The organism is Streptomyces sp. NPDC046303 (assembly GCF_055588085.1).
This window is the reverse complement of the sequence record NZ_JBVJFA010000050.1, coordinates 1-13,160: the sequence shown is the minus strand read 5'-3', so window position 1 is coordinate 13,160 and position 13,160 is coordinate 1. Positions and strand designations below refer to the sequence as shown.

Sequence of the window (13,160 nt, the reverse complement as noted above, 5' to 3'; positions counted from 1 at the left end):
GAATATGTGATCCGCGCGATATTCCCGAAGGGTTTTCCTGTGTCCTCGCTAACATCTCGGACATGAGCCCTCTCCTTCCTTCCCGGAAATCCGTCACCGTGCGCGGCAGCGGACCAGGTCTGCTGCTGGCGCATGGTGCGGGCAGTGACATCGAGGACAGTTACGGCCCGGTCATCGAAAGTCTCGCCAGTCGTCACACCGTCGTCGGCCCGGATTATCCGGGCTCCGGGAATAATCCCCTCCCGGACCGTCCGCTGACGCTTGACCGGCTCGCGGACCACATTGTGGAATGTGCTGTGCGATCCGGCGTGGATTCTTTTGCGATATCTGGATTCTCGATGGGTTCGGCGGTGGCCGTACGAGCCGCCGTGCGCCACCCCGAGCGGGTTACCGCGCTTGTTCTTTCCGCCGGATTCGCCCGGCCGAACGCACGCCTCAAGCTGGTGATCGACACCTGGCGGGCGCTCGGCGCGCCGGGCGGCGACAGCCGGGTCCTGGCCTCCTACCTCTCCCTGGTGGTCGGGGGCACCCACTGGCTCGACGCACGCTCCCACGCGGAGATCGAGGAACAGGTCGAGCTGTTCTCCGCCGGGATGCCGCCGGGCAGCGACGCGCAGCTCGCCCTCTTCGACGACATCGACGTACGGGCCGACCTGGCGCGGATCGCGGTACCGGTCCTCGTCGTCTCGCCCCTCGGCGACCTGCTCACCACTCCCGTTCACTCCCGCGAACTCGCGGACGGTATCCCGGGAGCCCGGCTGGCGACGCTGGACTGCGGCCACGCCATCGCCGCGGAGCGGCCGGCCGAGTGGGCCCGGCTCATCACCGAGTTCCTCGACGGCGTCGGCGGCTGACCGCCGCGGGCGGTACGGGCAGGCCCGCCCGTACCGCCCCGGCCGTACCGCCCGGGCCGTCCGTACCGTCCCGCTGCGGACGGAGGCCTCCGGCGGCCGGTCGTGGGCCCGGCGCCCGGCCGGCCGGCCCCGGGATACGGGGCGGCGCGGCCCGGGGGTGGACGCCGGGCCCGGTCTCAGGGGGACCCGGTCTCGGGGCCCCCGGTCTCACCGGCCCCCGGTCTCAGAGCCGCCCCGACGCGGGCGCCTTGCCCAGCGCCGTCACCGCGAGGGCCGCGACGGCGAGGCCGCCGCCCAGCCACATCACGGCGGTGACCCCCGCGCCGTCCGCCGCCAGCCCGCCGAGCAGCGCGCCCAGGGCGATCGCCCCGTTGAACACGCCGACGAACAGCGAGGAAGCGGCCTCGCGCGCCTCGGGAGCCGAAGCCAGCAGCCAGGTCTGGGTGCTGACCGACACGCCGCCGTACGACAACCCCCAGACGACGAGCAGCACGCCGGCGGTCAGGACGGAGCCGCCGAGCAGCGGCACCAGCGCGACCGTGGCCGCCAGTACCGCGCTGATCACCAGCAGGGTGGAGCGCGGGGACCGGCCGGCGCCCGCGCCCGCCGCGAAGTTGCCCGCCACGCCGGCGACTCCGTACACCAGCAGCAGCGTGCCGATCATCCCGGCGCTCGCCCCCGACACCTCCTCGAGCACGGGACGCACGTACGTGTAGGCGGCGAAGTGGCCGGTGACCAGCAGGGCCACGACCGCCAGGCCGGTGCGCACCCGCGCCTCGCCGAACAGCCGCATCACACCGCTGAGCCGCACCTCCTGCTCGGCGGGCAGCCGCGGCAGCAGCGCCGCCAGGGCGACCAGTACCGCCAGCGCGAGGACACCCACCGTCACGAACGCCGTCCGCCAGTCGGCCAGTTCGCCGATGTAGGTACCCGCCGGGACGCCCAGCACCGACGCCACCGCGATCCCGCTGAAGATCAACGAGGTCGCGGAGCCGATCGACTTCGGCGGCACCAGGCGTACCGCCAGGCCCGCCGCGATCGCCCACACGCCGCCCATGCCGATGCCGACCAGCACGCGGGCGGCCACCATCACCGCGAAGTTCGGCGTCCACGCCGCGAGCAGGTTGCCCGCCGTCAGGACCGCCATCAGCGCACACAGCACCGTCCGCCGGTCGAACCGCCCCAACAGCGGTGTCAGCAGGGGGGCGGACACCGCGCCGACCAGGCCGGTGATGGTCAGGGTCAGTCCGGCGGTGCCCTCGGTCACCTTCAGCGCGTCCCCGATGGGCGTCAGCAGGCCCACGGGCAGCATCTCGGACGTCACCACCGTGAACGTCGCGCTCGCGACCGCCGCGACCCCGAGCCAGCCGCGGGTCGCGGACCGCTCCGGCACCCCGGTGGTGTCTGCAATTTCCTCAGTCTGTGCCATGCGACCAGCCAACCCGCCCCGACCTGCGGGAACAACGGCCGATCCCTCATCCTTCGATGAGCAGGGCTACTCGATCGGCCGCGCGGGGCGGCGGTGTAGAAAGGAAACCATGAGCGGTGTCGAGATACGCGAGCTGGAGATGTTCCTGGTGCTCGCCCAGGAGTTGCACTTCGGACGGACCGGCGAGCGGCTGTACGTCTCCCAGAGCCGGGTCAGCCAGCTGCTGCGCTCCCTGGAGAGCCGCATCGGCGCCCCGCTCGTCGAACGCACCAGCCGGCGGGTGCGCCTGACCCCGCTGGGCGAGAGCTTCCTCACGGGCCTGCGCCCCGCCTACGAGGCCCTGCGCGCCACGGTCGACGAGGCCCGGGCCGCCGCCCGCGGCATGGGCGGGGAGCTGCGCATCGGCTTCCAGGGCACCGTCGACGACTACCTCAGCCGGGCGATCGCCCTGTTCGGGGACCGGTATCCCGACTGCGCGATCGACATCGTCGAGATCCCGCTCTCCGACCCCTTCGGGCCGCTGCGCCGCCAGGAGGTGGACTGCGCGGTGGTCCTGCTGCCGGTGGCCGAGGACGACCTCGTCCTCGGCCCGGTCTTCTCCCGGCAGCCGCAGACCCTCGCCGTGTCCGTCCGGCACCCCTTCGCCGCGCGGGAATCGCTCTCCGCCGAGGAGCTCGCCGACTGCCGGCTCATCGGCATCGGCGGCGGCGCCCCCGACTACTGGCGGCAGGCCCAGGCCCCCGGACTGACCCCGGGCGGCCTGCCCGTACCGGCCGGACCGAGCGTCAACACGCTCCAGGAGGGCCTGAGTCTGACGGCGGCCAACCGCGGCGCCATGCTGCTGTGCCGGTCCACCGCCGACTACCACGGGCGCCGCGACTCCCTCACCTTCGTCCCGGTACAGGGCCTGCCCGACTCCGAACTGGGCCTCATCCGGCACCGCACGCGGCCCTCCGCGCAGGCGGAGGCCTTCGCCCTGGCGGTCGGCGAGAGCGCCGGTCCCCAGGTGCAGGCCTGACGCCGGCCGGCCGGAGCACCCCCTAGAACGGGTGCCAGCGGACCTCGGTCGCGCCCTCGCGCAGGGAGTCCACGCGGCGGCGGAATTCGGCCAGTGCCTTCGGGTTGGTCGGCGCGTGCTGGGAGACCCAGGCGCAGCTCGCCGTCTCGCGGGCCCCGCGCAGCACCGCGCAGCCCTCCCAGTCGCGGACGTCCCAGCCGTACGCCGTCACGAACGCCCCGTAGGAGGCGGCGGGCAGACCGTAGCGGTCGCGGGAGAGCGCCATCACCACCAGGTCGTGCTCGCGCAGATCGGCCGAGACGGTCTCCAGATCCACCAGGACCGGGCCGTCCGGGCCCACGTGGACGTTGCGGGGCAGGGCGTCGCCGTGGATCGGGCCCGGCGGCAGGTGCGGAACCAGGCCGGCCACCTCGCCCGCGTAGGCGTCGCGGCGGGCCCGCAGGTACGCCGCGTCCGCCGGGTCGATCGCGTCGCCGGCCAGCCGCAGCCAGCGTTCGACACCGCCCAGCAGGTCCCGCGCGGCCAGCGGGAACGGCGGCGCCAGCAGGGCGTGGATCCGCCGCAGCAGCACCGCCAGGTCCTCCGGTTCCGCCGGACGGACCGCGTCCGGGAGCCGGTGCCACAGCGTCACCGGGTGCCCGGCCACCAGCCGCGGCTCCGGCTCGGCCGCCCGCACCGCCGGGACACCGGCCTCTTCCAGCCAGCGCGCGACGGCCAGTTCGCGCGAGGCCCGCGCCGCCAGCGCCGGGTCCGCGCGGCCCACCTTCACCACCAGCTCCCCGGCCGCGAACACCGCGTTCTCGCCCAGGGCCAGCAGCCCGGCGCCGCCGCCGCCCAGGCCTGCGGCCGCCAGTACGTCCCTGGCCCGCGCCTCGTCCATCTCGTACTCCGGATCCGGATCGTCGTGAATGCGCCAAGTCTCCCATCCGGGTGTGCGCTGCCTTGACGCGCCATCAGGCCCTGCGCACGATGACCGCAACGGAAGGGGACGCAGGTGACCGCAGCCGCCCCCGCGCACAAGGGCCGCCGCGCCGACCACGGGGCCTGGTTCCTGGTCCTGCCCGCGCTCCTGCCCATCCTGATCCTCAGCGTCGGACCGCTGCTCTACGGCGTCGCCCTCGCCTTCACCGACGCCCAGTCCGGCCGCACCGCCCCCACCCAGTGGGTCGGGCTCCTCAACTTCCAGGACCTGCTCCACGACCGGCTGTTCCGGGAGTCCTTCCGGATCGGCCTGGTGTGGGCGGTCGGGGTGACCGTCCCGCAGTTCCTGCTGGCCCTGGGACTGGCCCTGCTGCTCAACCAGAACCTCCGCTTCCGGTGGCTGGCCCGTACGCTCGCGATCATTCCCTGGGCCATGCCCGAGGTGGTGGTCGGCATCATCTGGCGGCTCGTCTACCACCCCGACGCGGGCGTGCTCAACGAGACCCTGTCCGGCCTCGGGTTCGCCGGGGACACCGACTGGCTCAGCGGCCTCGCCACCGCGCTGCCCGCCGTCGTCGTGGTCGGCATCTGGGCGGGCATGCCCCAGACCACGGTCGCGCTGCTCGCCGGCCTGCAGAACACCCCGCACGAGCTCCACGAGGCCGCCGCCCTCGACGGCGCCGGGGCCTGGCGCCGCTTCCGCGCGGTGACCTGGCCCGCGATCCGCCCGGTGGCCCTGTCCATCTCGGCGCTCAACCTCATCTGGAACGTCAACTCCTTCGCCCTGGTCTACGTACTGACCAACGGCGGACCCGGCGGCCGCACCCGGCTGCCCATGCTCTTCGCGTACGAGGACGCCTTCCGCTACGGCCAGTTCGGGTACGCCGCCGCCATGGGCTGCGTGCTGGTAGCGGTGATCTCGGTGCTGCTCGCCGTGTACCTGGCCGGCCGGCTGCGGGGAGGCGACAGCTGATGGGACGCGCGCGCAGCCGCACCGGCGACCGCCCGCGGGGCCCCCGGGCCGCCCGGGCGGCCCAGTACGCGGCCCTCGCCGCCTACCTCGTCTTCCTCGCGTTCCCGTTCCTGTGGCTGCTCTCCACCGCCTTCAAACCCGCGCGGGAGCTCGGCAGCCTGCACCCCACCTGGATCCCGGAGGACCCGACCCTCGGCAACTTCCGCCAGGCCTTCGCCGAGCAGCCCCTGGCGCACGCGGCGCTGAACAGCCTGATCGCCGCGGTCTGCGCCGCCGTGCTCGCGGTCGTCCTGGCCGCCCCGACGGCCTTCGTCCTCGCCCGCAGGCGGGGACGGCTGGCCACCGCCGCCACCGGCTGGGTCGTGGTCAGCCAGGCCTTCCCCTTCGTCCTGGTGATCATCCCGCTGTTCCTGGTGCTGAAGAACCTCCACCTGGTCAACTCCGTGCCGGGCCTGATCCTCGTGTACGTCGTCTGGTCGCTGCCGTTCGCGCTGTGGATGCTCACGGGCTACGTGCGCGCCGTCCCGCCCGAGCTGGAGGAGGCGGCGGCGATGGACGGGGCCGGGCGGCTGCGCACCCTCGTCTCGGTGGTCGCGCCCCTGCTGGCGCCGGGGATCGTGGCGACCGCGCTGTTCGCCTTCATCACCGCCTGGAATGAGTTCTTCTTCGCCCTCGTCCTCCTCAAGAGCCCGGAGAAGCAGACCTTGCCGGTCGTCCTGACCCACTTCCTGGGCGCCGAGGGCGCCGCCGACCTCGGCCCGCTCGCCGCGGCGGCCTTCCTCGCGACCCTGCCCTCCCTGGTGGTCTTCTCCGTCATCCAGAAGCGGATCACGGGCGGCATGCTGGCCGGGGCGGTGAAGAGCTGATGCGGGGGCGTACCAGTGCCAGTGTCAGTGCCAGTGCCAGTGCCGGTGCCGGTGCCGGTGCCGGTGCCAGTGCCTGGGCCGTCGTGCTCGCGCTGTTGGCCGCTCTGCTCGGCGGCTGTTCCGCGCCGCGCGCCGCCTCCGACGGCGTGGTGCGGCTGCGCTTCCAGTCGCTCGCCTGGCAGAAGGAGTCCGTCGAGGCCAACAAGGCCCTGGTCGCGGAGTGGAACGCCGCCCACCCCGAGGTGCAGGTCCAGTACGTGCAGGGCAGCTGGAGCAGCGTCCACGACCAGCTGCTGACCTCCTTCGAGGGCGGCGAGGCCCCCGACGTCATCCACGACGCCTCCGACGACCTCGCCGACTTCGCCTACGGCGGCTACCTCGCCGACCTGCGGCCCCTGCTGTCCGAGCGGCTCAAGGCCGATGTTCCGGCCGCCTCCTGGGAGACCGTCACCTTCGGGCCCGACGGCGGGGTGTACGGGGTCCCCTTCCTCCAGGAACCCCGGGTCCTGATGGCCAACACCGCGCTGCTGCGCGCCTCCGGGGTGCGCATCCCGACGCCCGAAGCCCCGTGGAGCTGGGAGGAGTTCCGTACGGCGGCGCGGCAGCTGACCGCCGAGGGCCGGTACGGGGTGGCCTGGCCGCTCAAGGACCCGGTGTCCGCCACCCTCAACCTCGGCCTGTCCGCGGGCGGCCGGCTCTTCCACCGCGACGCCGGCGGGAAGGCCGTCATCCGCTGGGCCGCGGGCGACGAGGTCGTCCCCGCCACCATCCGGGCCATGACCGAGACCGACCACAGCGCCTCCCGGGCCACCCTCGGGATGGGCGGCTCCGACACCCTGCCCGGCTTCTTCGGCGGCCGGTACGCGATGGTGCCGCTCGGGTTCTCGTACCGCCAGCAGATCGTGCGCCAGGCACCGCCGGGATTCGCCTGGCAGGTGCTGCCGCCCCCGGCCGGGGCCGACGGCACGGCGCAGGGGGTCAGCCCGCAGACCCTCTCCATCGCGCAGGACAGCCCGTACAAGAAGGAGGCGGCGGCCTTCATCGACTTCCTGCTGAGCCCGGCCAACATGGTCCGCCTCGCCCGCGGCGACTGGATGCTGCCGACCGGCACGCGGGCGCTGGCCGACCCCGCCCTGCGCACGCCCGAGCTCGGCTGGGCCACCGGCACGGCCCTGGCGGCCGGGCTGCGCCCCGCGCCGGCCCAGTCGGTGCGCGGCTATCCGGAGTGGAAGGACAAGGTCGCGACCCCGGCCCTCCAGGAGTTCTACAGCGGGGCGATCGACCTCGCCGAGCTGGAGAAACGCCTGGTGGAGGACGGGAACCGGGTGCTGGCGCGGTACCAGAGGTAGGCCGGGGGCCGATCAAAGCAATTGCACGAGACGTCTCGTCTCGTTAGAGTCGGGTCATGACCTCAGCCAAGCCCGCACACATCGCCATGTTCTCCATCGCCGCCCACGGGCACGTGAACCCGAGCATCGAAGCGATCCGGGAACTCGTCGCCCGGGGCCACCGCGTCAGCTACGCGATCCCCGCCTCCTTCGCCGAGAAGGTCGCCGACACCGGCGCCACCCCGGTGATCTGGCACTCCACCCTCCCCACCGACGACGACCCCGAGGCCTGGGGCACCGAACTCATCGACCACCTCGAACCGTTCCTCGACGACGCCGTCCAGGCGCTCCCGCAGCTCGCGGCCGCCTTCGAGGGCGACGAACCGGACCTCGTCCTCCACGACATCACCTCTTATCCGGCGCCGGTGCTCGCCCACCGCTGGGGCGTCCCGGCCGTCTCGCTCTCCCCCAACCTGGTCGCCTGGGAGGGGTACGAAGAGGAAGTCGCCGAGCCGATGTTCGCCGGCCTCAAGGCGTCCGAGCGCGGACAGGCCTACTACGCCCGGTTCACCGCCTGGCTGACCGAGAACGGCTTCGACGGCGGCATCGAACGCCTCCAGAGCCGTCCGCGCCGCAGCCTCGTCCTGATCCCCGAGGCGCTCCAGCCCCACGCCGACCGCGTCGACCGGTCCGTGCACACCTTCGTCGGCGCCTGCCAGGGCGACCGCTCGGCCGCGGAGGGCAGGTGGCAGAAGCCGGCCGCCGCCGAGGGCAAGAAGGTGCTGCTGGTCTCGCTCGGCTCCGCCTTCACCAAGCAGCCCGCCTTCTACCGCGCCTGCATCGAGGCCTTCGGGGACCTGCCCGACTGGCATGTGGTCCTCCAGATCGGCGCGTTCACCGACGAGGCCGAGCTCGGAGCGGTCCCCGCCAACGTCGAGGTCCACCGCTGGGTTCCCCAGCTGGACATCCTGCGCCAGGCCGACGCCTTCATCACCCACGCCGGCGCCGGCGGCAGCCAGGAGGGCCTCGCCACCGCGACCCCGATGGTCGCCGTCCCGCAGGCCGTCGACCAGTTCGGCAACGCCGACATGCTGGCCGCGCTCGGCGTGGCCCGGCACGTCCCGATGGACCGGGCGGACGCCGCCACCCTCCGCGCAGCGGTCCTCGCCCTGACCTCGGACCCCGCGGTCGCGGCCCGCTGCGAGGAGGTCCGCACCCGGATGGCCGCGGAGGGCGGCACGCACCAGGCCGCCGGCCTCATCGAGGCCGAACTGTCATAGGCCCCCCTTACCCTCCCTCCATGGCCATGAAATACGCGGCGCTGCTGCGCGGGATCAATGTCGGCGGCAGCAAGAAGGTACCCATGGCGGAACTGCGTTCCGTACTGGAGGGGCTCGGCCACGGCGACGTGCAGACGTACCTGCAGAGCGGCAACGCCGTCTTCAGCAGTGCGCAGAAGGACCCGAAGGCGCTCGCCCGGGAGCTGGAGGCGGCCATCGAGGCCCGCTTCGGCTTCCCGGTGGCCTGCCTGGTCATGGACGGCGCGTACCTGAAGGCCGTCGCCGACGCCTGCCCCTTCCCGGCCGCCGAGCTGGAGGGCAAGCAGCTCCACGCCACCTTCTTCTCCGAACAGCCCGGCGCGGAGCGCTTCGCCGCGCTCGACCGGGAGGCGTACCTCCCCGAGGAGTACCGGCTCGGCGACCGCGTCCTGTACCTCTACGCCCCGGACGGGCTGGGCCGCTCCAAACTCGCCGAAGCCCTCGCCAGGCCCGCCGTGGTCAAGGGCATGGACGTCACCACCCGCAACTGGAACACGGTCGTCAAACTCGTGAAACTGACCGCGACCTGACCCGAACTCCCTCCGGTTGACGGCCTGTTCGGTTTGAATGGTTCCGGAGATGACCTGGGGGGGCCATGAGCGAGAACCTGCCCGTGGACGAACGCGAGGGCGAAGGCGAAGGCGAGGGCGAGCCGTCCGCCGGGCGCGCCGAGCGCACCGGACGGACCCGGCGGATGGCGGAGGTGGCCGCCGTGGTGTCGGCCGCCACCGCCGTGGCCGCCCTGCTGTTCGGCCTGTTCGGGCTGACCGGCGCGGGCGGCTCGACGCGTACCCCGGCCGGCCCCGGCCCGGGCGGCGCCGGCACCTCGGTGCCGCCCGCCGAGACGCCCTCGGCGAGCCCCACGGCGACGGCCACCGGCACGCCCACCCCGACGGCCCTTCCCACCCGCAGCAAACAGCCTCCACCGCTCCCGGCGGGCTGGCAGCGGGTCGACGCCGCGGCGCTCGCCGCCTCCCTCGCGGTGCCGGACGGGTGGAAGCTCAAGGACGACGATGCGATGCACGCCAACTGGGTTTCCCCCGACGGCCGCTACGTGATCGGCCTCAAGCGCGACAGCACCCACGGCAGCACCGCCCAGGCGGCTTCCATCGGGCAGACCGCCTGGTACGCGAAGCCCGCCGAGTCCAAGATGCAGGACCTCGTCCCCCGCAGCCGCCCGACCGAGCAGGACGGCAGGAGCGCCGTCCTGCTCGAGCTCGACTACCACTACGAGAAGCCGGCCACCCCGCGCCACCGCGTGGAACTCTTCGTCGCGGGCGAGGGCGGCCAGGTCTACCAGCTGCTGGTCGACGACGCCGAGCACGATCAGCCCTCGCACCTGCCCGAACTCTTCGAGACCGCCCGCGCGCACCTGCTCACCGACGTGCGCTGACCCGGCAGCCTGTGCTGTCGCCGAGCACGTCCGTCAGCCGTGCCGGCGCGACCTGGCCAACCCGCCCCGACGCCAACGCGGCGGGCGGGATGTGCCAGGCTCATGGCATGCGTTACATCATCATCGGCGCGGGCGCGGTGGGCGCCACCATCGGCGGACGGCTCGCGGAGGCGGGCGGTGAGGTCGTCCTCGTCGCGCGCGGGGCGCACGCGCAGGCCCTGCGCGCGGACGGCCTGCGGCTCACGACGGCCGACGGCACCCGCGTGCACCGGCTGCCCGTGGTCACCGGGCCGGACGAACTGGGCGAGCTGCGCCCGGACGACGTACTGCTGCTGGCCGTCAAGACCCAGGACGCGATCGCCGCGCTCGACGCGTGGGGTGACGCGGAGGTCGCGGGCGGCGGGACGGCGGCGCAGCGGCTGCCGGTGCTGTGCGCGCAGAACGGTGTGGAGAGCGAGCGGCTGGCCCTGCGGCGCTTCGCCCGGGTGTACGGGGTGTGCGTGTGGCTGCCTTCGACCTTCCTGGAGCCGGGCGTGGTCTCGGCGCTGTGCGCGCCGCTGACGGGGATCCTGCACGTGGGCCTGGCGGCCGGCGGTACGGACGCGCTGGCGCGGGCGGTCGCGGCGGACCTCGGCAAGGCCGGCTTCGAGGCGCCGGTGGTAGGTGACGTGATGCGGTGGAAGTACGCGAAGCTGCTGGGGAACCTGGGCAACGCCATCCAGGCGACCACCGGCCCGGAGCCGCACCCGGCGAAGGCCGCGCTGCTGCTGCGGGCGGTCCGCGAGGCGAAGGCGGTCTTCGGGGCGGCCGGCATCGCCTACGCCTCGGACGCGGAGCAGGCGGCCGCGCGCGACGGCAAGGTGGACCAGCCGCCGGGGGTCCGGGGCGGGTCCTCGTGGCAGAGCCTGGCGCGGGGCACCGGGTCGGTGGAGGCGGACTATCTCAACGGGGAGATCTCCCTGCTGGGGCGGCTGCACGGGGTGGCGACGCCGGTGAACGACGTACTGCGGCACGCGGCCAATATCTTTGCGCGGGAGGGCCTTCCGCCGGGCGCGATGTCCATCGAGGACCTGACGTCTTTGGCCGACGAGGCCGCCGCCCGCCCGTAGCCTCCGGCGGGGCAGGAGTGTCGGCGCGGCCCAAAGACCGGGGCTCCGCCCCGCACCGCGCGCCTCAAACGCCGGCGGGGCTGGATTTTGGCTCATGCCGCCCGCACATGGCGGGCGGCAGCAGCCACGTCCAGCCCCGCCGGAGGTGGGTCAGGCCGTCAGGGCCGGCAGCCTGGCGGGGGCGACGGCGGCGGCCGCGTCGAAGCGGTGCAGCAGCAGGCGGGCCAGTTCCGGGGCCGGGCCCAGGACGTCCGCCACGACATCCGCCCCGCCGGCCTCCGCACCCGCCGCGATCCGGTCCGGAAGCCGCCCGGGGGCGATGACGTACGGGGCCACCGCGACCCGCGCGAAGCCCTCCGCGCGAAGGGCCCGTACGACGTCCTCCGTACGGGAGAACCCCGCGGAAAGGGCTCCGGAGGCGAACGCAGGCCGCACGGCGCACCAACCGGTGTGCCGCCACTCCCGCGCGGTTTCAGCGATCGCTGCGATCGCCTCCGGGTCTGTGGATCCGGCGGCCGCGAGCACCACCGCGGTGGTGGTGCGGTCCGCCGGGGTGAGTCCCGCCTCGGCCAGCCGGCGTTCGAGGGCCGACAGCAGGAGCGGGGAGGGGCCGAGGACGTCGGCCACCCGCACCGACAGCCCCGGCAGCCGGGCCGTCGACTCGGCCAGCGCCGCCGGGATGTCGGACTTCGCGTGGAAGGCCCGCGTGAGGAGGAGGGGGAGCGCGACCACCTCCCGTACGCCGGACAGGTAGAGCGACGACAGCGCCTGGCCCACCGTCGGGGTGTTGAAGTCCAGGAAGGCCGTCTCCACCCGCAGCCCGGGCCGCAGCCTCCGCACGCGCCCGGTGAGCGCCTGCACGGTCGCCGCGTGCCGCGGGTCGCGGCTGCCGTGGGCCAGGACGAGCAGGGCGGGGGCCGGGGACGGTGCGGGGGCCGGTGCCGGTGCCGGGGAGGGTGCGGGGAACACGGGACTCACTTGACCAGCAGGCCGCGGCTGCGCAGGACCCACCGCTCGACCGGGCTGAAGATGAGCAGGTCGATGGCGATGCCGACCACCAGGATCAGGATGATCGCGAGGAACACGCCCGGCAGGTCGATGTTGTTGCGGCCGTTCTCCAGCAACTGGCCCAGGCCCAGGCCCAGGTCGGGGGAGCTGGCGATGATCTCGGCGGCCATCAGCGAGCGCCAGGAGAAGGCCCAGCCCTGCTTGAGACCGGCCAGGTAGCCCGGCAGCGCGGCCGGCATGACGATGTGGCGGGCCCCCACCAGTCCGGTGGCGCCCAGAGTGCGCCCGGCCCGCAGGTACAGCGGCGGGATCTGGTCGATGCCGGAGACCAGGCCGTTCGCGATGGAGGGGACGGCGCCGAGCAGGATGACCGTGTACATCATCGCGTCGTTCAGGCCGAACCACAGGACGGCCGGCGGTACCCAGGCCACCGAGGGCAGGGACTGCAGGCCCTGGAGGATCGGGCCGATCGCGGCGCGGACGAACTTCACCCGGGCGACGAGCAGTCCGAGCGGGGTGCCGATGGCCAGGGCGAGGAGGAAGCCGAGCAGGCCGCGCGACACGCTGGTCCAGATGACGTCGAGCAGCGTGCCCTTGAGCCACATGTCGGACAGGCTGTCCCACACCGCGGACAGTGCGGGCAGCTTGGTCTGCTCGGTGACCTCCGCCGCCACCAGGATCTGCCAGACCACGAGCACCAGGCCGACGGCCAGGACCGGCGGCAGGACCTTCTTGACGAGGACCTCGCGAACCGGGGTGCGGTGGGTCTGGACCGCGTCGAGGGCGTCCAGGCCGGCCTCCAGGCCCGCCAGGTCGTCCTGCCGGCCCTTGCCCGCGATCTTCGGGGTGGTGTCAGTGCTGGCCATGGCGGCGGATCTCCCCACGCAGGTGTTCAGTGATCTCGAGGGACAGTTCCGCCACGTCCGCGTCCTCGATGCGGCG

12 protein-coding genes and 2 pseudogenes are annotated in these 13,160 nt (G+C 73.6%); 9 read left to right on the top strand and 5 right to left on the bottom strand.

What is annotated here, in order from left to right; all coding sequences use genetic code 11:
- Nucleotides 1–62: 62 nt before the first annotated feature.
- On the top strand, nt 63–854 hold the full coding sequence (locus tag ACZ6I1_RS32325; RefSeq protein ID WP_469292461.1) for an alpha/beta fold hydrolase: 792 nt from the start codon (nt 63–65) through the stop codon (nt 852–854).
- Between the two features lie 223 nt (nt 855–1,077).
- Here the strand turns inward: ACZ6I1_RS32325 and ACZ6I1_RS32320 are convergent, their stop codons facing one another.
- Nucleotides 1,078–2,283, bottom strand: a complete 1,206-nt coding sequence (locus tag ACZ6I1_RS32320) for an MFS transporter (RefSeq protein WP_469292460.1) — start codon at nt 2,281–2,283, stop codon at nt 1,078–1,080.
- Nucleotides 2,284–2,392: 109 nt separating this feature from the next.
- On the opposite strand from ACZ6I1_RS32320, the gene ACZ6I1_RS32315 reads away from it, so the two are divergent.
- Nucleotides 2,393–3,301: a LysR family transcriptional regulator gene (locus ACZ6I1_RS32315; protein ID WP_469292459.1), complete on the top strand. Its 909-nt coding sequence runs from the start codon at nt 2,393–2,395 to the stop codon at nt 3,299–3,301.
- A gap of 22 nt (nt 3,302–3,323) precedes the next feature.
- Here ACZ6I1_RS32315 and ACZ6I1_RS32310 read toward each other — a convergent pair whose 3' ends face one another.
- Nucleotides 3,324–4,181 (bottom strand): phosphotransferase enzyme family protein, encoded by an 858-nt coding sequence (locus tag ACZ6I1_RS32310; RefSeq protein ID WP_469292458.1) that lies wholly within the window; start codon nt 4,179–4,181, stop codon nt 3,324–3,326.
- Nucleotides 4,182–4,295: 114 nt separating this feature from the next.
- Here ACZ6I1_RS32310 and ACZ6I1_RS32305 point away from each other — a divergent pair, with 114 nt between their 5' ends.
- The 7 genes and pseudogenes from ACZ6I1_RS32305 (at nt 4,296) to ACZ6I1_RS32275 (ending at nt 11,210) form a co-directional block, all read left to right on the top strand.
- Nucleotides 4,296–5,195 carry a carbohydrate ABC transporter permease gene (locus tag ACZ6I1_RS32305; RefSeq protein ID WP_469292457.1) on the top strand — a complete coding sequence of 300 codons (900 nt, stop codon included), beginning with the start codon at nt 4,296–4,298 and terminating at the stop codon, nt 5,193–5,195.
- A complete protein-coding gene (locus ACZ6I1_RS32300; protein ID WP_469292456.1) occupies nt 5,195–6,061 on the top strand; it encodes a carbohydrate ABC transporter permease in 867 nt (288 codons plus the stop codon). Before ACZ6I1_RS32305 ends, ACZ6I1_RS32300 begins: the two co-directional genes overlap by 1 nt.
- An 83-nt stretch (nt 6,062–6,144) precedes the next feature.
- Complete coding sequence (locus ACZ6I1_RS32295; RefSeq protein ID WP_469292455.1) at nt 6,145–7,410, top strand: ABC transporter substrate-binding protein; 1,266 nt, start codon at nt 6,145–6,147, stop codon at nt 7,408–7,410.
- A gap of 21 nt (nt 7,411–7,431) precedes the next feature.
- Nucleotides 7,432–8,669: pseudogene (gene mgt, locus ACZ6I1_RS32290) on the top strand (macrolide-inactivating glycosyltransferase).
- 20 nt (nt 8,670–8,689) lie between these two features.
- Nucleotides 8,690–9,238 carry a DUF1697 domain-containing protein gene (locus tag ACZ6I1_RS32285; RefSeq protein ID WP_469292454.1) on the top strand — a complete coding sequence of 183 codons (549 nt, stop codon included), beginning with the start codon at nt 8,690–8,692 and terminating at the stop codon, nt 9,236–9,238.
- Between the two features lie 65 nt (nt 9,239–9,303).
- Nucleotides 9,304–10,101: a hypothetical protein gene (locus ACZ6I1_RS32280; protein WP_469292453.1), complete on the top strand. Its 798-nt coding sequence runs from the start codon at nt 9,304–9,306 to the stop codon at nt 10,099–10,101.
- 107 nt (nt 10,102–10,208) lie between these two features.
- Nucleotides 10,209–11,210 (top strand): ketopantoate reductase family protein, encoded by a 1,002-nt coding sequence (locus ACZ6I1_RS32275; protein ID WP_469292452.1) that lies wholly within the window; start codon nt 10,209–10,211, stop codon nt 11,208–11,210.
- Between the two features lie 150 nt (nt 11,211–11,360).
- Here the strand turns inward: ACZ6I1_RS32275 and ACZ6I1_RS32270 are convergent, their stop codons facing one another.
- The 3 genes and pseudogenes from ACZ6I1_RS32270 to ACZ6I1_RS32260 all read right to left on the bottom strand — a co-directional run.
- Entirely contained in the window at nt 11,361–12,179 is an 819-nt protein-coding gene (locus ACZ6I1_RS32270) for a sirohydrochlorin chelatase (protein ID WP_469292451.1), read from the bottom strand.
- Between the two features lie 5 nt (nt 12,180–12,184).
- Nucleotides 12,185–13,084, bottom strand: a complete 900-nt coding sequence (locus tag ACZ6I1_RS32265; RefSeq protein WP_469292450.1) for an ABC transporter permease — start codon at nt 13,082–13,084, stop codon at nt 12,185–12,187.
- A pseudogene (locus ACZ6I1_RS32260) lies at nt 13,071–13,160 on the bottom strand (ABC transporter ATP-binding protein); the annotation flags it as partial. The gene ACZ6I1_RS32265 and the pseudogene ACZ6I1_RS32260, both read right to left, overlap by 14 nt.